The sequence below is a fragment of the Krasilnikovia cinnamomea genome (assembly GCF_004217545.1).
Lineage (GTDB): Bacteria > Actinomycetota > Actinomycetes > Mycobacteriales > Micromonosporaceae > Actinoplanes > Actinoplanes cinnamomeus.
Map to the genome: position 1 here is coordinate 58,063 of NZ_SHKY01000002.1, position 17,901 is coordinate 75,963.

Here is a 17,901-nt window from a genome sequence, read left to right on the forward strand (position 1 = left end):
CCGAGACGGACGGCGAAGCGAGGGACGGCGATGGCACAGCCCACCGCAGGGCCGACGGTCGTGCGGCGCCAGCTCGGCCGCCGGCTGCGCCGGCTCCGGCAGATTGCCGGCGACCCGTCCATCGACGAGGTCGTCGCCCACCGCCACCTCGGCCTGTCCCGGTCCAAGCTCTACAAACTGGAACGTGGCCAGCACCCGGCCAAACCGCAGGACGTGGCGATGCTGTGCATGTTCTACGGCGCCGCACCCGACGAGGCCAACGCGCTGACCGCGCTGGCCCTGGCCACCGGCACGCACAGCTGGTGGCACGTCTTCGGCGACGACGCGGTACCGGCCTGGTTCTCCCTGTACGTCGAGCTCGAACCCGCCGCGGCCAGTATCCGTACCTACGAGGCCGAGCTGATTCCCGGCCTGCTGCAGACCCGCGAGTACGCCGAAGCGGTCTACCGGGCGATGAATCCCGACGACGGCGACGACATCGAACGGCGGGTGCAGCTGCGCCTGCAACGCCAGGCCATCCTCGATCGCGCCGACCCACCTCGGCTGCACGCCGTGCTCTCCGAAGGCGCGATCCGGCGAGCCGTCGGTGGTACCGAGGTCATGACCACCCAGCTCGACAAACTCCGGGCGATGAACGACCGACCCACCATCACCATCGACGTGCTCCCGTTCAGCGCCGGGGCACACGCGAGCATGGAAACCACTTTCGTCCTACTCGACTTCCCCGACGCCACCGAAGATCCGCCCGTGGTCTACCTGGAGACCCCCATCTCCGCCGCCTACCTGCAAAAGCCTGAAGACGTCAACCACTTCGCCACGCTCTTCAAGAACACCCAAGCACGCGCGGTACCCCTCCAGGAGTTCCAGCCATGACCAGCAACACCAGCACCCGCCGATACATCAAGAGCAGCCGCTCCGGCGGCAGCGGCGGCAACTGCGTCCAGTGGGCCATCGAGCACGACACCGTCTACATCCGCGACAGCAAACACCCCGACGGACCCGAACTACGCATGACCCACTCCCAGTGGAGTGGCCTTGCGAACGCGGCCGCCGCGCAGCGCCCCCACCCTGCCCTCGAGGTCACCGACCACGGTGCGGCCGTCACTCACGACGGCGAAACCCTTCATTTCACCGTCGCGGAGTGGCGTGCCTTCACCTACGCCGCCGCCAACGGCGAATGCCTCAGTCTCGGAGCCCGAAGCTGACCGGCGGATGGCACTGTTCATCTTGCTTGGCGCCCGGGTCGCCGGGTTGGTGACGACCAGCCATCGCCTGTCCTGACGGCGGTCCGACGGCTGGCGCCTGGACCCCCAACGGTTATGGGCTCCCGCACGACTCCGGCGACACCGGTCAGGTCGGCCTGTTTGCCCTGCAGGCCGCCGGCTATCAGGCACGGCCCTCGACACCCACGGCCAGCAGGGGAGAACGCGAGTGACCACATCGCAACCGGCAGCCCCGATTCTCGTGATCATCCGGGGTAACTCCGGCACAGGGAGAACCACCGTGGCGCGCGAGGTCCAACGCCGCTACGGTCGCGGCTGCGCGCTACTGGAACAGGACCACCTGCGCAGGATCGTGCTGCGGGAGCACGACAGCAGCAAGATCAGTCCAGTTGCGCCGGCGTTCATCGCCGCGACCGCCGCTAACCTGCTCCGGCTCGGCTACCACGTCGTCCTCGAAGGGATCATGTACCGCGACCGGTACAGCGAGGCCCTGGCCCAGCTCATCGACACCCATTCGGGCACCAGCTCGGTGTTCTACCTGCACGCGCCGTTCGACGAGACGGCGCGCCGGCATCAGAACCGTGCGGACACCGTCACTTTCACCGCCCAGCAGATGCGGGAGTGGTACGTGCAGCGCGACGTCCTGGGCGTCGGCGGTGAACGGATCATCGACGAGACGTCGTCGCTGGAGCAGACGATCACCACGATCCTGCACACCAGCGGCCTCGCCGCCGCGCCCCCGGCTACTCCTTGCCCGACTTACTGCCCCCGTTGCGCCGCCCCGAGCGGCGGCACCGGCTGATGCCGCGACGTCGGTAGCGCAAGGGCCAGGGCCCTCGCCGCACCCGATCTTGGTGCGTACTCGCAGCTTGGGTGCCTTCCGTTTGTGCGGACCCGCGCCGCGCCGCCAACACCCGCAGCATCCGCGTGGCGACAGTCGGCGCGGTGACCGTCGCAATGGCGATCTAGGCGGTCGGCTCGCCCTCAACAGCGGGACGTCAGCGGCAGCGATTCAGAAGGTGAGCAACTCTGGGCGACGCATTCCAGGCAGCATCGCCTGGCCCAGCCGCTTCAGCCGCCTCTCGCACACGTCCTGCTGGTCGTGGCCCGGCCCCTCGCAGATCATCCCGACCGACCTGACGGGCGCGCGTTGGCACAGTAGGCATACCGCGTTGCCACAGTGGTAGCAGGACTGAATGGCGCTGTCGGGCAGGGCGTCTGCGGCCTGGCGGTCGTACTGGCGTACCGCGCGTTCGACGGAAATGCACCCGTCAGCGCACCATTCGGTGTTGGGGTCAAATTTGACGTAGGCGTTGGCGCGCGTGTGGTCCGAGCACCCGTGAGTACAGGACCACACAGCAGCGAAAGATTGGGCCATACCGGATGAACGCGGCGACTGCTGTCCGGCAACTGGTCAGTGCGCCGCAACGGCCGGATTAAGCGGTCGGCTCGTCCCGGTCACACTCGCCCAACCGCGCCGCATCGCCTGGTACCTCAGTGCCGGCCGGCAGCAGCCCGGCCAGCGTCGCGCGGGCACCGTCGCTGATCTTCGTGACGACGGCGTCGGGGTTACCTGCGAGAACCGCGGCGGCGTGCCGCGGGCAGCCGCACTCGTCGCAGGCCAGCGCGGGGATGTACACGAACGTCTTGTCGATGTGGGCGGTCAGGCAGGGCTGATCGTCGTCGACGATGCCGGCGCTGACCAGGCCGCAGGTGTGGCCGTAGACGGTAGCGGCGTCGATGTGGCGCGCGGCTTGCTCGAGCGCGGCCTGGGCCTGCTGCAGGCGGCGCCAGGCGGCGGGCCCGAACCCATCGTGCTCGTGGCCGTCGGCCAGCTCGTCGCGCAGCCCGGTGACGGCGTCGACCAGCTCCATGAGGTACCGGGTCTTGTCGTCGTCCTCGAAGGCGTCGAGCCGGCGCTGGTCCGGGTCTGCGGGCATGGCCGACGGGCCGATCACGCCGGCGGTGGCTAGGTGCCGAGAGCGCAGGGTCAGCACGGTGGTGGAGGCCAGGTGCCGGTGCACTCCGCCGTCGGGGTCGGTCACTTCGTGCACGGCGATTCTCTCGCCCGGGCCGGCGGGGCCGCCGTCCTCGCCGGCGGGGACGGCGGTGGCCTGTGCCAGTACCACCCAGGTGTCCTGGTCGTCGGGTTCGGCGCCGGGCTCGGTTTCATCGGGCTCGAGGTAGACCGGGGCGGCCGGGTCGACGGCGGCGGCCGCGGCCGCGAGTTCGCCTGCGGAGGCGATGATGCGGGGACCGGTTCCCGGGGTCATGGCCGTCCTCTCTGTGCTCGGCGTGCTGGGTCGATGCTGTCAGCTGACGGCCCCGGCCGTCGGGTCAGGCAGTGCGATCTCGTGGTCGACCGCGCGGAACGTTCACGGGGCGCCACCAGGGTTGAGGAGCCCGTGCGGGCGATCTCCGCGTTCAGCGGCCGTCAGGAAGCCCTGATCGGTCATGATGAGCGCATCCTCTTTCGCTGAGGTGGGCGGCCCTACGTCGTGGCCCGATGGTGGGGCCGCCCGGAAAACCGATCGAGGAACGGCAGGCAGTGTCTACGCCGACGGCTTCGGTCGGTCAGCCGATCGGCAGCGGGATCTGCTCCAGTCGCAGCTCCCACTGCTCCAGATCGGCGGCGCGGCGGGCGCGCCGGGACTTACGTCCGGTGCGGACCTCGTCGCGCAGCCAGGCGCGGATGGCGTGCACCAGGTGGCGGGCCCGCATCGTGTCACCGGCGTCGAGCAGACGCCGGATGCGGCGCTGGGCGTCGCGGTAGGTGCGGCCGTCGGCGACGGCCATCGGCCGGGTCGGGTCACGGCGCGGCTCGCGCAGTCGGTCCCAGAGCACCACCGCCCCGAATATCAGTGCGACTGCGGCCAACGGCGCCGCCCCGAGCAGGATCGTTTTCATCGCTGACCCCTCTTCCCCGCGCTGAGCGCGATGGTGTCGAGCATCCGGAACGCGTCGTCGAAACGCTGAACCCCGGCGGTGGAACTGAGCGTGCCGCTCGTCAGCCTGAAGCCATACGCGTTCTTGTGCCAGCCCTGGGGCGTGGCGTCGTAGGTGAAGGTCGCGGTCCACATGAACTCGGGACCACCGGCCGGAGCGGCCGTGCCCGAGGTGTCGAGGACCGGCGCCTCGATCGGTCCGCTGAGCTGGCGGCTCTCGTCCGCGGTCAGCCCCATCCAGCCCTCGGACAGCAGGAACGCGTTGGCCTCACCGAGGACGAGGTCATGCCGACTGGCGTCGGCCTGCAGGTGCAGCATGTTGTCGCGGGGTTCGTCCGGCATCAGGCCGGGGAACTCGAGGCTTCCGTGGATGGTGGGCAGCCGCGGATCCCAGACCTGGCTGGGCTCGAGGCCCTCCAGGTCGCGGGCGCACCTCTTGCACCAGCGGTCGAGCGAGCCGCTGAGGCTCACGATGCGCCAGAACGCCTCACTGCAGCCCACGCAGAGGAAGCCGTGCCGGTCGCGGTTCCACCGCGGGATCGGGGAGGTGCTCATCGCGACGTCCGACCAGGAGGTCAGCCCGGTGGCGGTCTTGGCCTGCTCGGCGAGCTCGTCGGTCAGCCAGGAGCTGTAGACCTCGGTGACCTCGTCGCGGCCGAAGAGGAGCCACAGGATTTCGAGCTGCTGGACCTGGTGGTCGTAGACGGCCAGGTCGGCGCGGTCATCGCGGGAAGCGCGCAGGGGTGCGGCCGCGATGATCCGGGTCAGGTGGTCACGGATCTGGGCGCGGCGAGACAGGGCGGTGATGGTGGGCATGGCGCTCCGTTTCGTGGGGTCGATGCTCTCCCGGCGCAGGTCCTCGTAGACGGTGTCGCGACTGACGCCGGCTGTGCGAGACAGCTCGGCAACGTTGCGGACGCCGGCGCGCCAGGCGGCGGCGATGAGTCGCTGCCTGGCCTGGGCCTGGTTCTGCGCCCACTCGCGAAGATCAGCGAGCGCGGCTTTGCGGGAGTCGAACGTCGTCACCCTCTCACCGTAGTGTCGAATGGTTCGACATGTCGAGGATCTCGACACTTTTGGCATGGATGGCGTACGGCCTGGTCCGCGGCGGAGCTGCTTGACCGCGGGGGCCGCGGGAGCGTCGCCGTCAGCCGTACGGTGATGCCATGATCATCAACCCCGGCACGCAGCCCGTTCCCGACGCTCGCGAGGACCTTGCCGCCGCGGCGCTCGAGACGTTCCTCGCCGCCGTCCGCGAGCGCGCGGCCGAGCTGGAGCAGGCGCCCATCCGGTACCGGGAGGCCCGCATCGACGGTGAGCCAGTCCGGGTGTCGGAGGCGGACCAGGAGGGCCGTTTCGCCTGGGACGTGCCGTTCTCCGACGGCCGGCGGGTACGCCTGCTCATCCCCGGCGTGGAACTCGCCGCGATGCAGGGCCTGTCCGCCGCAGCGCCGTGCTTGTGGGTGGGTGGCGAGGCGGTGTGGTGGAGCGACGCGGTCGGCTTGCTGGCCGGCGAAGGAATGCGCCTCAAGCCAGACCAGTCTGCCGAGCGGTGAACGACCAGCCATTCGGGGCTGCGCACCTGCACGGCGCCGACGGTATTCTGAGCTCATGACGCAGCAGCCCGCCGACCAGGCCCCCCCGGACATGGCCGCGCTGCTCGCCCAGCGCGGAGTCGTCGTGACCGACGAGGACCGGGCCCGCGCCCGGCGCCGACTGAACGAGGCCCGTGAACGGCGCGACCCCGAGCTGCGCGCGCAGCTGCGGGCGCAGCTGGGGATGCGTCCCACCAGCGCCGCGTGACCGACCGCCCGGTCCAGCTCGTCCTGGACACCTCCGCCATCCTGGATTACTGCCGCGGCTCGCTGCCCGTCGGCGAGCTCCTCGTGGAGATCGACGCCGAAGGCGGCGCGGTGGCACTGCCGCTCCTCTGCCTGGTCGAGGCCGCCCATGTCCACCCCGCCGACGAGCACTGGCTCGACATGCTCGTGCAGCACCCGGCAACCGAGGTCGTCGGCGTCGAGGCCGAGCTGTGGAAGATGCTCGCCGCGATCCGCAACACCGTCGGCCGCGTCGACGCCGCCTCGGCCGCGTTGATGGCGCTCGATTACGACGTCGACGTGGCTACGCGCACACCTCGCCTATACGCCGGGTTGGGTGGCGGCGGGTTCGTGTTACCGCTCGAGGACTGAACACCTCGCTCGACCCGGCCGCTGAGACCGTCCCGCGCAAGGCTCGACCGATCTGGGTAACGCTGGCCGGGTTGTGCCAGGCCAGCTTCGACACCGAACGGCCCGCGCTGAAGACGACCTCCAACTACACGTCGACGATGGGCCGGCGGTACGCCACGGCGTGGCTGGCGGCCGCGTGCAGCAAGGGATGGCGGCAGGGTCAGCAATACCGGGTGCCAAGGTCGGTGCTGCGCGGGATCAGATCGTTGACAGCGAATGCAACCAATTTGAAACTGGTGTACTCCCGTGTCTTGCCGGGTCGCAGAGAGGGTTGGTATGTCCTGTGCGGCACGCGGTTGGCGTGTCTCTGCTTTCCACGGGTGGGCTCGCGCGTCCGGTTGCGGGCTTGTCCTGCGGCCTGCTGGGTGAGGTGAGCGCCGATGGTACGTCGTTTCGGGTGCCGGTCCGGTCCTGTATGGGTTTTGGCGGCGGCGGCGTTCGACGCGACCATGGCTGCGGCTGGTTCGGTGTGGGCGGCGCAGCCGGTGTCCGCTTCGGCCCAAAGCGTGCAGGGCGTACAAATGGTGGCCGGTACAGGGCAGACGTGCTTGTGAACGTGACCGGCGCTCCCAGTCAGGCGATGGGGCTGGACCTTCTGTTGGGTCAGCTGTGCACCACCGACACGGTGGTCCGTGGCCGCCAGTTCGAGCTCGTGGTGAGGTTCTGGCTGCGTGCCGACCCGTCGTATGGCCCCACCGTGGCCAAGATGTGGCGGTGGGAAGACTGGCCCGGCGCGGGCGGGCAGCGTGACACCGGCGTCGATCTGGTGGTGCAGACCACCGACGGGCAGCTGTGGGCGGTGCAGTGCAAGGGGCATGCGGTCACCACCCCGGTGACCAAGGCTCACCTGGACTCGTTCCTGGCCCGCTCCGATGACCGGCGGTTCTCCCGCCGGCTGTTGGTCGCCTCCACGGACCTGCTGTCCGGGAACGCTCGCGACGAGGTGGACCGCGAACGGGACATCCCGCTGACCGTTGTGGGGCTCGCCGAGCTGCAGGCTGCCAAGGTAACCTGGCCGGCCCGTATTGATGACCTTCTGGTCGCCGATCCGCAAGGGTCGCTGCGCGCAGCGCGCAGAGAGCTGCGCCAGCACCAGAAGCAGGCGGTCGCCGACGTGGTCGCCGAGCTCGACCGGCAGAAGGCGGCCGGGGTCAAGGATGCGCGGACCACGCTGGTGATGGCCTGCGGGTCGGGCAAGACCCTGACCTGCCACGGCGTGCACGAGGAGATCGACGCTCGGCGCACCCTGGTGCTGGCGCCCAGCCTGTCGCTGCTCGCTCAGTTGGTTCGCGAGTGGGCCGCCCAGTCCGCCGAGGCTGGCGGGCTGCGGATCGCGGTGGTGTGCAGCGATGCGACCGTGGCCGGCGACGACCTGCCGAAGGTCTCCTCGTCCGAGCTGCCAGTGCCGGTCACCACCGACCCGGACACGCTTCGGACGTTCCTGACTGACCACGTCCGTGACGAGCTGCCTGTGGTGGTGTTCTCCACCTACCAGTCCAGCCCGGTGGTTGCCGCCGCCCAGAAGGCCGCCGACGTGGCCGGGACGCCGGTGCCGTTCGACCTGGTCGTCGCCGACGAGGCGCACTACCTGGCCGGCCGGCCGGCAGAAGCGTTCGCGACGGTCCTGCACGACGACCGGGTGCACGCGGTCCGCCGTGTGTTCGCCACCGCCACCCCGCGGGTGGTGTCAGCGAACGTGAAGGCACGTGCCGCCGACCTGGACGACCGGGTCGTGTGCATGGACGACCCGGCCCTGTTCGGCCCGGTCGCGCACCGGCTCACCTTCGGGCGTGCCATCGAGCTGGGTCTGCTCGCCGACTACCAGGTACTTGTGCTCGGCGTGGAGCAGACCGACGACGGCGCCGCGGCCGCCGTCGCCGAGCGCCACCTAGTCCAGGTCGGCGACGACACCACCGACGCGGCATCGTTCGCGGCGCTCACGGCACTGGGTACCGCCTGGCGAGAGCACAACGTCCGCACCGCCATCAGCTTCCACTCCCGGGTGGAAAGAGCGCGCCAGTTCGCCCAGCTGGTCACCGCCACGGCAGGGCAACCTCTGCTGCAGCTTCCGGCATCGGTGCAGGCATCTCATGTGTCCGGTGCCATGCCGACCGGGAAACGGGCGCACCTGCTCCGGGAACTGACCGCCGGGAGTGAAGACGACCGGCTGCGCCTGCTCGCGAACGCACGCTGTCTGACCGCCGGTGTGGATGTGCCGAGCCTGGACGCGGTGGTGTTCGTCGACCCGCGCCGGTCCGCGACCGATGTCGTGCAGGCCGTCGGTCGGGCACTTCGGGTGGCCGACGAAAAAGAGCGCGGACTCATCATTCTCCCAGTCGTCCTGCGACCCAGGCAGGACCCGGACGAGGCTCTGTCGACGTCGGCGTTCGACACCGTGTGGCAGGTGCTCGGCGCGCTGCGCGAGCACGACGAGACCCTCGCCGAGGAGCTGGACTCGCTACGCACCGCACTTGGGGCCGGCAGAGGCGTCCCGCGTGGCGCGCTGGGCAAGATCGTCATCGACATGCCAATCTGGCGCGGCGAGGACCTCGCGGCCCGCCTGCGAGCCCGCATCATCGAGCGCACCACCAGCGGCTTCTTCCACGGGCTAGGGAAGCTCCGCGCGTTCGTCGCCGAGAAGGGGCACGCCCGAGTGCCTACGAGCTGGGTGACCGACGACGGCTTCCCGCTCGGCACCTGGGCCGGCAACAGGCGTAGCCAGTACCGCCGAGGCGGCGAGCTCAGTGCGGACCGCGTGGCGCTGCTGGAGGCGCTTCCCGGTTGGGTGTGGCACGCGCACGAGGATGGCTTCGTCGAGGGCTTGGAGAAGCTCCGCGCCTACGCCACCGAGCACGGAAACACCCGCGTGGCTAAAAGCTGGGTGACCGACGACGGCTTCCCGCTCGGCACCTGGGCCGGCAGCAGGCGGAGCGACCACCGGCGCGGGCAGCTCAGCCCGGACCGGATCGCCCAACTGGAGGCGCTTCCCGGCTGGGTGTGGGACACGAAGGAGGACGGTTTCGCCGAGGGCCTGGAGAAGCTCCGCGCCTACGCCACCGAGCACCGACACGCCCGCGTGCCCGCGAAGTTCACCACGGCAGACGGCTTCCAGCTCGGTACCTGGGTTAGCAACAGGCGTCGCCGCCGCGGGCAGCTCAGCCCGGACCAGGTCGCCCAACTGGAGGCGCTTCCCGGCTGGGTGTGGGACACGAAGGAGGACGGTTTCGCTGAGGGTCTGGAGAAGCTGCGCGCCTACGCCGACGAACACGGGCACGCCCGAGTACCTAAGACCTTCGTCACCGACGACGGCTTCCCGCTCGGGGGGTGGGTCAGCAAGAGGCGCAGCTTCCACCGAGACGGCAAGCTCAGCGCCGACCGGGAGGAACAGCTGGAGGCCGTGCCCGGCTGGGTGTGGGACAAGTACGAGGCGGACTTCGCCGAGGGCTTGGAGAAGCTGCGCGCCTACGCCGACGAGCACCGACACGCCCGGGTACCGGCCGTCTTCGTCACCGACGACGGCTTCCCGCTCGGGGGGTGGGTCAGAAAGAGGCGCAATTTCCACCGAGACGGCAAGCTCAGCGCCGACCGGGAGGAACAGCTGGAGGCCGTGCCCGGCTGGGTATGGGACGCACGCGAGGCGAGCTTCGCCGAGGGCCTGGAGAAGCTGCGCGCCTACGCCGACGAGCACCGACACGCCCGGGTACCGGCCGTCTTCGTCACCGACGACGGCTTCCCGCTCGGCGGGTGGGTTCGCGAGAGGCGTGGGCAGCGCGGGCGGCTCAGCGCCGACCGGGTCGCCCAGTTGGAGAAGGTGCCCGGTTGGGTGTGGGACGCGCGGCGCTAGCTGGGCGCTATAGGAGACCGGGGGGAACCGTGGGAGGCTGCCCCGGGCACTACTTGGCGGGCGGGGCCGGCTGGACGCTCGTGTACGACGACGTCGCGATGGTGTGCACCGTGTCGAGGGCGGTGTAGACCTCGACGCGGGGTTTGTCGCACGCGGTGACCGGGACGGCGGGGTGAACCCATCGGCCCTGTCCGTCGACCAACGCGATCCATGGCGGCATGACCGCGTCGGCGGTGCAGATGTCGCCGGTCTGCGGAAGGTCTGGCAGCCGCTGCGCGGCCACGAGCGCGTCGATGTCGTCGACGTGTCGTTCGTGGGTGGTGATGTGCTTGCGGCCGGTGCTGTCGGTCTCGGCCTGTTGGGTGCACAGGATCGCGGAGACCGGGTGGAAGCTGCTGTCGAGTCGGGCCCGCGTGACTGTGCTGAAATCGGGGCCGGCCCCGCCCAGCTCCGCAGCGCAGGATTCCCATCGGGGGTGGACCTGCAGCGCCGTTGCCGGGGCCGGGGAATGCTGCGCGGGCACGGAGGTCACGATCGGCGGTGACTGCGCCTGTCCCGGTGTTGTGGTTTGGTCCGGGGTGGCGCAGCCGGCGGCGGCGAGCACGGCGAGGACGCCGGCCGCGAGGGCCGCACCGCAGCGGGTGGGGACGGGCATAGGGGTACACCTTCACATGTTTGTCGGCGTGGGCGCGGGGACCGGGCCCGGCCGGGCCCGCTGGTGGGCCTCGCAGTGAGACGGTTCCCGACCGCGGCAGGTTCCCACGACCCACGCATGATCATCTGGCGTCCCTCCCGCAGTTTGCCCCGGTCTCCCTCTTGATTAGCTCCGCGGCTTCGGACACCGGTTCAACGCCAGATTCGACGCCGCAAGATCGTCGCTGACTTTCATGTCCGCGAGTCTCGACACCACCGCTCTGTGATCTCCTTAGGCGGCTCCTCTTGTTGGAGACCGAGATTTCCGTGGGAGTCAGGCGGCGACCGGTTCTGCCAGTGGTTGAGGGGCCGGCCGCTACGGTTCGCGAGCGATATCCAGGCCGTCGATCTGGACCTTCTTGCCGCTCGTGGTCGCTTTGAGCGTTACGGTCCCGGTTTGCAGCGACGGTGAGGACATCACCAGGAAGTACGCCCGGGGCCGTGTGGTGGAGGCGTTCAGGTTGACCGTTGTGAGCAGCGTGCCGTTGAGGTAGACCGCGACTCGGCCTCCGCCGGGGCGTTTGGTGGCGATCAGGCCGATGCGGCGCGCCTGGACGCCGGTCCGTTTCAAGGTGGCGCCCTTGCTGGTGGTTTGGCTGATGGTGGAGTTGTAGTAGGAGCTGCCGGAAAGGCGCTGCCACCGGCGCCCGGTCAGCGATCGGTCGTCCAGGGCGCGGGTGATGCAGTCTTGCGGGCTCCATGCCGAGGTGCCGCCGGCTTTGTCGGTGGCACGCACGGAGAAGCAGTAAGTGCTGCCCGGGCGGGCCCCGTTGAGGGTGGTCGAACCGGCGAAGGTCTGTTCCCAAGGGTAATTCCAGGCGCCGTAGTTGTTGTCTGGGGAGACCGAGGCGGCGGTCGTCCGCTGCCAGGCGGCGGGGTACTGCCAGGCGCCGTAGGTGCCGTTGAAGGCAGCGGTCCGCACGCGGACCGCTGCGGAGGCGATGCCGTGCCCGAGATCCGAGCCCGTCCACCGCGCCGTGATCGAGGAGGACAGGGTCCGGTCGCTGGTTGGTGCGGCCATCCGCGCGTAGGGGGGCCAGTCATCCCAGAGCTTGAAGGAGTGGCTTTGGCAATCCCACACGAACCCGTAGTCCTCGGCCAGGTCGACCACAGCCGCGATATAGGCACCGGAGAAATACATGTTCCGCGAGGCGAAGTCGTTGGTGATGTATTCCTCCTTGCGCTCCATCGCGCTCCGAGGATGGGCCGGCAGGGTCGCCGCGGCGGCGCGGGCCGAAGAGCGGACTGTGTTGGAGTCGTCGCTGTTGTCAATGGAGCATTCGTAGCCGTGCGCATGGCTAGGCTGAGCGACGACCGCAGTCGCTCCGGCGGTGATCAAGGCGACCACCAGCAGCTGAGCGGGGCGGCGCAGCGCCCACGCGGGCAGCCGGAAACCTGCGAGGCTGGGCATCGGCCACTCCTGCACATCCGGGTTCAGTCAGGCTTTCCCATTACCTCATCGGCAGGCTCTGGGAGATCAGGCGGATTTCAGCTAGGCGGATTTCCGCTAGTCAGCCTTCCCACGGAAATTCCCGGTCTCCTTGTTGCCGCGTGGCAAGCTCGTGTGCCGTGATCGATGATTTCGCGAAGGAGTACCTGCATGGCCAGCTCAAGGTGACTCGTGAGGCGCTGGTCTGGAAGCTCGACGGCCTGTCCGAGTACGACGTCCGGCGTCCGCTGACGGCGACCGGGACGAACCTTCTCGGGCTTGTCAAACACATGGCGACCTGGGAGGCGAGGTACCTTGGTGAGATCTTCGGCCGTCCGTTCCCGGAGCCGCTGCCTCGCTGGCAGGACGCGGAGGGCAGCGACCTGTGGGTGACTCAGAACGAGACCCGCGAACAGATCATCGGCTTCTACCAGCGGGCCTGGGACCATGCTGACGCGACGATCAGAGAGCTTCCCATCGATGCCCCCGGCCGGGTGCCGTGGTGGCCGCGTCCCGGCGTGAAGCTGTTCAACATGATGGCCCACGTCCTGCAGGACACCACCCGGCATGCCGGCCACGCTGACATCCTGCGTGAGCGGCTCGACGGCCGGACCGGGGTGATGGCTGAGTACGAGGAGCGGATCGACGCGGCGGCCCGCGCCGCACACCGGGCGAAGATCGAGCGGGCTGCGCAGGCAGTAGACGGAAGTGCGGTCAAAACTCGCGGAGATTGATCAACGGCAGAACCGATCAATGGAGTCAAGACTCACGAGCCGCTGGTGTCGTACCTCGCGAGCAGAGCCACCCTCTAGCGTCGTCACCGCATCGGCGCAGCCCTTCTTCTGCCGCATGGGCAACACTGCGGCGGCGCCCCCTTTCGGTGAATCTCTGCCCCGGGAACTCCTCAACGGCCGATCCGTTGCTGTCGTCAAATGACCCTTTGAGGACAGCCGCCGGATCCATTGCCCAGCCCAAGCCGACAATGGCCCGGCGGACCGGAGATCCAAACGAATCCGTTCAAGGTTGACGACAGCCTTTGGTCTACACGCGGGTTTCCACCGATGAGCAGAGCACCCGGCGCCAGCCTTGAGCGAGAGGCGGCCTGGTCGGTTATCAGGCGGCGGGCCGCGCGACTGATTCGATGGCGCGGTGCAGGTCGTCGAGCCGGATGGTGACGACTTGGTCGGTGTTGGCGGTGGCCCGGTCGAGGGCTTCCCGGACGAGTGCCTTGAGGAGCTGGCCTGGCTTGCTGAGGCCACGGCGCTGCATCTCGGCGAGGATTTCCTCGTTCCACTCTGCCGGGGCGCGGAAGGAGAAGACGGCCGAGCCGCGTGGCTCGGTGACGATCTCTCCGTTGGTGAAGTCCTGCTGCGCCATGGCCGCGGCCAGCTCGTCGTGGGTCGTCATCTCACTCGCCTCCCATGCGGTGCTCGAATGCCGCGGCCTGCGCGGGCGGTAGTACGTGTACCTGGGCCACCCGGTATGTGTCGTCGCGGCCGGGGATCTCCAGCAGGCCGACGCTGATGATCTGTCCGTCGGGGGCTCGGCCGGTGATGATCAGTCCGGTGGTGCCGATGTGCTGGCGGTGTACCGGGTGTCCGTGCAGTACGGCCAGGACCGCGGGCACGTTCACCCCGGCGTTCGCCGTGGCGGTGTAGCTGTCGTCGTCGAACTCGTAGGTCTCCAGCGGCACCTCCGGAGTGTAGACAATTGTAGACCGTGTCGGGAAGGGGTGCCGCCCGTTGGCGTGCTGGCCTGGTATGGGTGTTATGCCTAGTGATGCCGCTGATGTCGGTGTTACTGCCGGAGGGATGCCGCGTCGGTGTGGCGGTGCCCTACGAGCTGCATGTCGGCGATCGGTGTCTGCGAGAGCTGATCACGAACGTTGGTCGTGTCGCCGGGGCGGCCGCGCTGACGGCACCTGTTTTACCAGCGACGCCCACGGATCGACCGGAGGCGGGACGGGTCGAAGGTGCGGGACGTCGACCGCCTCGTCCAGGTTCTGCCGCACCGGAGTGGACGGCCCTGCGGGTAGTGCGGTCGGGGCTGGAGGCTGGGCATCGACTGCGGGGCCAGCGGGGTCGACGGCGAGCGAGCTCGGCGGCAGCGTGACCGTCGTGGTGCGGGCTCGGGCTGCGTTTCCCTTGCCGGCAGCGCGAATGGTGACCTCTTGGTGGCGAAGTCGGCCGCGGCCGATGCCGAGGCCGTTCCAGCGCCGGTCGATCAACTGCAGGGCGAGATCGGTGCCGGGGCAGGCTGTGTCGGTGACCAGTATCAGGACGCTGCCCCGCTGACGGGCGCGGGCAGCCAGCGACCGCACCACGCGATCGGCGGGTGGTGGGCCGCCCGGCACTGCGGCGACGACCAGGTCGAAGCCGTCGAGCAGCGCGGCGACGACGGTGGGCCAGTCCGGGCCGGGTGCGGGCACCAGGGCGAGCCGTTCGCTGGCGATGCCGTAGTCCGTGATCGCTGCCAGGGCCCCGAAGTCCGGCATCCCGGCCACCGCGGCCCACGATCCGGCGGCGACCACCGGCGCGATCAGCGCCATGAGCAGTGACGTGCTCCCGGTCGCGGTGATGACGTTGCCGCGACGTAGCCCGCCGATGGGGAATAGCTCGGTGAGTTCCGGCAGCACCGGCAGGGTCCGGGAGGCGTCCGGGCCGGTCACCTGTACGTCGTCGGCAGTGGCCACGCTGCGGGCCAGCGCCGCGGTGCGGTCTCGGCCGAGTCCGGCCGCGTTGACCTCGGCGATCACCCGGGCGACGTCGGCCGGCCCGGTGATGCGTCCGGCGCCGCTCCAGGCACGCTCGGCGCTCGCCATCTCGCTCCCTCCCCGTGCGCGTGGCTCCGCGGACGTACGAACGCCAACCGGGGAAGACGTGGCGAACACGTGTACTAATACGTGAGCATAACGCCTGGTGGAGGAGCTGTCGCGGGCGAGCTTGATCATGGCCTGGAGAAGGCCGCGCCATGTCCGCTGTCACGCGACCGCCGGGGCTGTCACTCAACACCTTGATCGACAGTGAAGCCGGAGTTCGGCTTGAGGTGGGGTTGAGCCCCGCCGCCGAACGTTGGTGGTGTCAGCCCGCACTGAATCGGCGCATGGACCGTCACGAGCCGCCCCTCTCGACTGCCTCCGGGGTATCGCCGCTCATTACGGCCATCAATTTGGTGCGCGGGGTTGGCTGCGCACCGGACAGGAGCCCGATCTCGGTGCGAACAGGGCCCCGCCATGTCTCGTGGCGAGGCCCTGTTCGTGTCGGTGGCGCTGCTACCCGCCCGGCCCCGCCTGCGCGTGGGCTGCGGCCGGCCCGGCGGGGGAGTGGCCTCGCCGACGCCGATCAGCATGGCCCTTCGGACGGGCCCGGGCGGACGCCGTTGGGAATACTCGCTGGTTGTGGACAGCGCGGTCCTGCGGTGCTGACTGTGCTACGGGCAGAGCGGGGCGACGTCGTCGGGTGCGAGGTCCGGGCGTAGTCGTACGTGGCGACAGAGGTGGCGATGGCGGCCCGGGCCGTCAATGACGCCGTCGACCTCGACCTCGGCGACCAGCAGCGGCTCCACCTGCACATACGGCAGGGGCTTGCGGTCGGTCAGGTTCATCGACCAGCCGGCAGGCAGCGGGCGGGGCCAGGGGTGCCCGGCGCCGTTGCCCTGGAACGCCATCGGCTGCAGGCCCGCGGCCAACTCACTCCGCTGCACAGCCTTGACCGGATGGCTTTGGGCAACCAGCCGGAGCCGCCCCCGGGTGTCGTAGCGGCCGAGCAGCAGGCTGGACGGGTTGGTGGCGGTGCCGGTGACCCCGCCGATGATCATCTCGGTCGTGGTCTTGCGGCGCACTTTCTTCCATCCCACAGCGCCCGGCCTGTACGGCTTACCGCTGTCCTTGACGACGAGGCCCTCGATCCCGGCCACGGCGTAGTCGGTGAACCACGCCTGCACCAGGTCCGGGTCGGTCGTCTGGGGGCAGAGCGCCAGCTGTGGTGGAGCCCCGCTCAGCAGGCGCTGCAGCCGACGGCGGCGCTGAGCCAGCGGCTGATCAAGCAACTCCCGATGACGGCCATCGCGGAGCAGGTCGAAGATCACCAGATGCACCGGGCGTTGGGCAACCTCCGCGGCCAGGCCGCGACCCGCGGTGATCCGACGACGCAGATCCGCGAACGCGGTGCGGCCCCGCGCCATGTCCCAGCACACCAATTCAGCATCCAAGATCACCCCGGCCGGCAGGTGCTCGGCCAGGGCGGCACACACGTCTGGCAGGTACGCCGTGAGGTCGCGGCCGGCCCTCGAATGCACGCGAGCGCCGGCGCGGTCGACCCAGGCGCAAGCCCGTCCTGTTGACTGAACCACCCAACGCCCAAAACCAAGCGCGGGCGCCAGGGGAGGGGCCGTGGACAATCGTGTTGGTCTTGCCGTCGGTCGGCCGGGTAGCAGAGGACCAGGCCGGGCTGCCGTGGCTGGTGATGTTTCCCGACGGGATCGTGCACGAGGCGGCAGCCGGGTGGTTTCGGGAGCTGCTCATTGGTGACTGCAGTCCGGCGACGCTGCGCAGCTATGGGTACGACCTGCTGCGATGGTTCCGATGGTTGTACGCGGTCGAGGTGGACTGGGCGCGGGCAGCCCGGGATCAGGTGCGGGATTTCGTGTTCTACCTGCGTGAGGCTCCGGGCCCGATGCGCGGGGCGTCACCGGTCGGGTTCGCGCCACGCACCATCAACCACCAGTTGGCGGTCCTGTCCGGCTTCTACGACTACGTCATCTCCTGCGGTCACGGCCCGCTGGTGAACCCGGTTCCCCCGGCGTCGCCGCAGTCCCGCCGGGTATTGGAGCATCATGATCCGTCCCGGCCGTGGCCGGTGCGCCGGCGGGCCGACTACCGGCAGCGAGTGCCGCGGCAGATTCCCCGCGCGCTGCCGGACGACGCGGCGGATGCGCTGTTCTCCGCGTTGCGGTCTCACCGGGACCGGGCGCTGGTGGCGTTCTGGCTGTCCAGCGGGGTCCGCGCGGCGGAGTTGCTGGGACTGCGCCACGACCGCGTCGACTATGGGCGGCGCACGATCGCGGTGGTGTCCAAGGGCACCCGGGTCGTGGAGCAGGTGCCGGCGTCGGCGGATGCGTTCGTGTGGCTGTCGCTGCACTTGGCGGAGGGCTATCTGGGCAGCGGCGCGGACCCGGTGTGGTGGACGTTGCGGGCGCCGCGGCGCCCGCTGACCTACCACGCGGCCCGGGCGGTGCTGATCCGTGCGCAGGCGGCACTGGGGACGCGGTGGCGGTTGCACGATCTGCGGCACACGGCGGCGATGCGGATGGCCGCCGATCCGGGTTTCACCTTGGTGGATGTGCAGGCGGTGCTGCGGCATGCGCACGTGTCGACCACGGAGCTGTACCTGCAGCCAAGGACCGACGATCTGGTGGAGAAGATGGAACAGCTGCGGCAGCGGCGCCTCGCCGCGGCGACACAGCCGCCAGCCGTGGCGGCCGGGTACGACCAGGCGGCGGTCCGCGAGTTGCTGGGTCTGGACCGGTGAGACCCGGG

Annotated in this window: 18 protein-coding genes; 9 read left to right on the forward strand and 9 right to left on the reverse strand. The window is 69.7% G+C overall.

The window, feature by feature from the left end:
• The first annotated feature begins 30 nt into the window (after positions 1–30).
• From EV385_RS33070 to EV385_RS33080, 3 genes are all read left to right on the forward strand, one after another.
• Positions 31–873: a helix-turn-helix domain-containing protein gene (locus EV385_RS33070; protein ID WP_130513773.1), complete on the forward strand. Its 843-nt coding sequence runs from the start codon at positions 31–33 to the stop codon at positions 871–873.
• On the forward strand, positions 870–1,205 hold the full coding sequence (locus EV385_RS33075) for a DUF397 domain-containing protein (RefSeq protein ID WP_130513774.1): 336 nt from the start codon (positions 870–872) through the stop codon (positions 1,203–1,205). Before EV385_RS33070 ends, EV385_RS33075 begins: the two co-directional genes overlap by 4 nt.
• A gap of 226 nt (positions 1,206–1,431) precedes the next feature.
• A complete protein-coding gene (locus tag EV385_RS33080) occupies positions 1,432–2,025 on the forward strand; it encodes an AAA family ATPase (RefSeq protein WP_130513775.1) in 594 nt (197 codons plus the stop codon).
• Positions 2,026–2,659: 634 nt separating this feature from the next.
• Here EV385_RS33080 and EV385_RS33085 read toward each other — a convergent pair.
• From EV385_RS33085 to EV385_RS33095, 3 genes are all read right to left on the reverse strand, one after another.
• A complete protein-coding gene (locus EV385_RS33085) occupies positions 2,660–3,496 on the reverse strand; it encodes a hypothetical protein (RefSeq protein ID WP_130513776.1) in 837 nt (278 codons plus the stop codon).
• A gap of 301 nt (positions 3,497–3,797) precedes the next feature.
• Entirely contained in the window at positions 3,798–4,130 is a 333-nt protein-coding gene (locus EV385_RS33090; RefSeq protein WP_130513777.1) for a hypothetical protein, read from the reverse strand.
• Positions 4,127–5,194, reverse strand: coding sequence for a hypothetical protein (locus tag EV385_RS33095; protein ID WP_130513778.1), 1,068 nt, complete (start codon positions 5,192–5,194; stop codon positions 4,127–4,129). Before EV385_RS33095 ends, EV385_RS33090 begins: the two co-directional genes overlap by 4 nt.
• A gap of 140 nt (positions 5,195–5,334) precedes the next feature.
• Here EV385_RS33095 and EV385_RS33100 point away from each other — a divergent pair, with 140 nt between their 5' ends.
• From EV385_RS33100 to EV385_RS33115, 4 genes are all read left to right on the forward strand, one after another.
• Positions 5,335–5,724 (forward strand): hypothetical protein, encoded by a 390-nt coding sequence (locus tag EV385_RS33100; RefSeq protein ID WP_130513779.1) that lies wholly within the window; start codon positions 5,335–5,337, stop codon positions 5,722–5,724.
• Positions 5,725–5,779: 55 nt separating this feature from the next.
• A complete protein-coding gene (locus EV385_RS33105; RefSeq protein WP_130513780.1) occupies positions 5,780–5,971 on the forward strand; it encodes a hypothetical protein in 192 nt (63 codons plus the stop codon).
• Complete coding sequence (locus EV385_RS33110) at positions 5,968–6,360, forward strand: hypothetical protein (RefSeq protein WP_130513781.1); 393 nt, start codon at positions 5,968–5,970, stop codon at positions 6,358–6,360. The genes EV385_RS33105 and EV385_RS33110 overlap by 4 nt, the downstream gene beginning before the upstream one ends.
• A 619-nt stretch (positions 6,361–6,979) precedes the next feature.
• Entirely contained in the window at positions 6,980–10,243 is a 3,264-nt protein-coding gene (locus EV385_RS33115; protein ID WP_165449738.1) for a DEAD/DEAH box helicase, read from the forward strand.
• A gap of 49 nt (positions 10,244–10,292) precedes the next feature.
• Here EV385_RS33115 and EV385_RS33120 read toward each other — a convergent pair whose 3' ends face one another.
• Positions 10,293–10,898 carry a hypothetical protein gene (locus EV385_RS33120; RefSeq protein ID WP_130513783.1) on the reverse strand — a complete coding sequence of 202 codons (606 nt, stop codon included), beginning with the start codon at positions 10,896–10,898 and terminating at the stop codon, positions 10,293–10,295.
• Positions 10,899–11,252: 354 nt separating this feature from the next.
• Positions 11,253–12,347, reverse strand: coding sequence for a hypothetical protein (locus EV385_RS33125; protein ID WP_130513784.1), 1,095 nt, complete (start codon positions 12,345–12,347; stop codon positions 11,253–11,255).
• Positions 12,348–12,505: 158 nt separating this feature from the next.
• Between EV385_RS33125 and EV385_RS33130 the strand changes: the two genes are divergently transcribed.
• The gene (locus EV385_RS33130; RefSeq protein ID WP_130513785.1) at positions 12,506–13,099 is read left to right on the forward strand and encodes a DinB family protein; all 594 of its coding nucleotides are present in this window, start codon (positions 12,506–12,508) and stop codon (positions 13,097–13,099) included.
• Between the two features lie 379 nt (positions 13,100–13,478).
• Here EV385_RS33130 and EV385_RS33135 read toward each other — a convergent pair whose 3' ends face one another.
• The 4 genes from EV385_RS33135 to EV385_RS33150 all read right to left on the reverse strand — a co-directional run bounded on the left by EV385_RS33135 (position 13,479) and on the right by EV385_RS33150 (position 16,715).
• On the reverse strand, positions 13,479–13,772 hold the full coding sequence (locus EV385_RS33135; protein ID WP_130513786.1) for a hypothetical protein: 294 nt from the start codon (positions 13,770–13,772) through the stop codon (positions 13,479–13,481).
• A 1-nt stretch (position 13,773) separates the two neighbouring features.
• The gene (locus EV385_RS33140; protein ID WP_130513787.1) at positions 13,774–14,058 is read right to left on the reverse strand and encodes a hypothetical protein; all 285 of its coding nucleotides are present in this window, start codon (positions 14,056–14,058) and stop codon (positions 13,774–13,776) included.
• A gap of 183 nt (positions 14,059–14,241) precedes the next feature.
• Positions 14,242–15,186 carry a hypothetical protein gene (locus tag EV385_RS33145; protein ID WP_130513788.1) on the reverse strand — a complete coding sequence of 315 codons (945 nt, stop codon included), beginning with the start codon at positions 15,184–15,186 and terminating at the stop codon, positions 14,242–14,244.
• A gap of 608 nt (positions 15,187–15,794) precedes the next feature.
• The gene (locus tag EV385_RS33150) at positions 15,795–16,715 is read right to left on the reverse strand and encodes an ATP-dependent DNA ligase (RefSeq protein ID WP_278045043.1); all 921 of its coding nucleotides are present in this window, start codon (positions 16,713–16,715) and stop codon (positions 15,795–15,797) included.
• Positions 16,716–16,765: 50 nt separating this feature from the next.
• Here EV385_RS33150 and EV385_RS33155 point away from each other — a divergent pair, with 50 nt between their 5' ends.
• Complete coding sequence (locus EV385_RS33155; RefSeq protein ID WP_207230184.1) at positions 16,766–17,893, forward strand: tyrosine-type recombinase/integrase; 1,128 nt, start codon at positions 16,766–16,768, stop codon at positions 17,891–17,893.
• Positions 17,894–17,901: the final 8 nt, after the last annotated feature.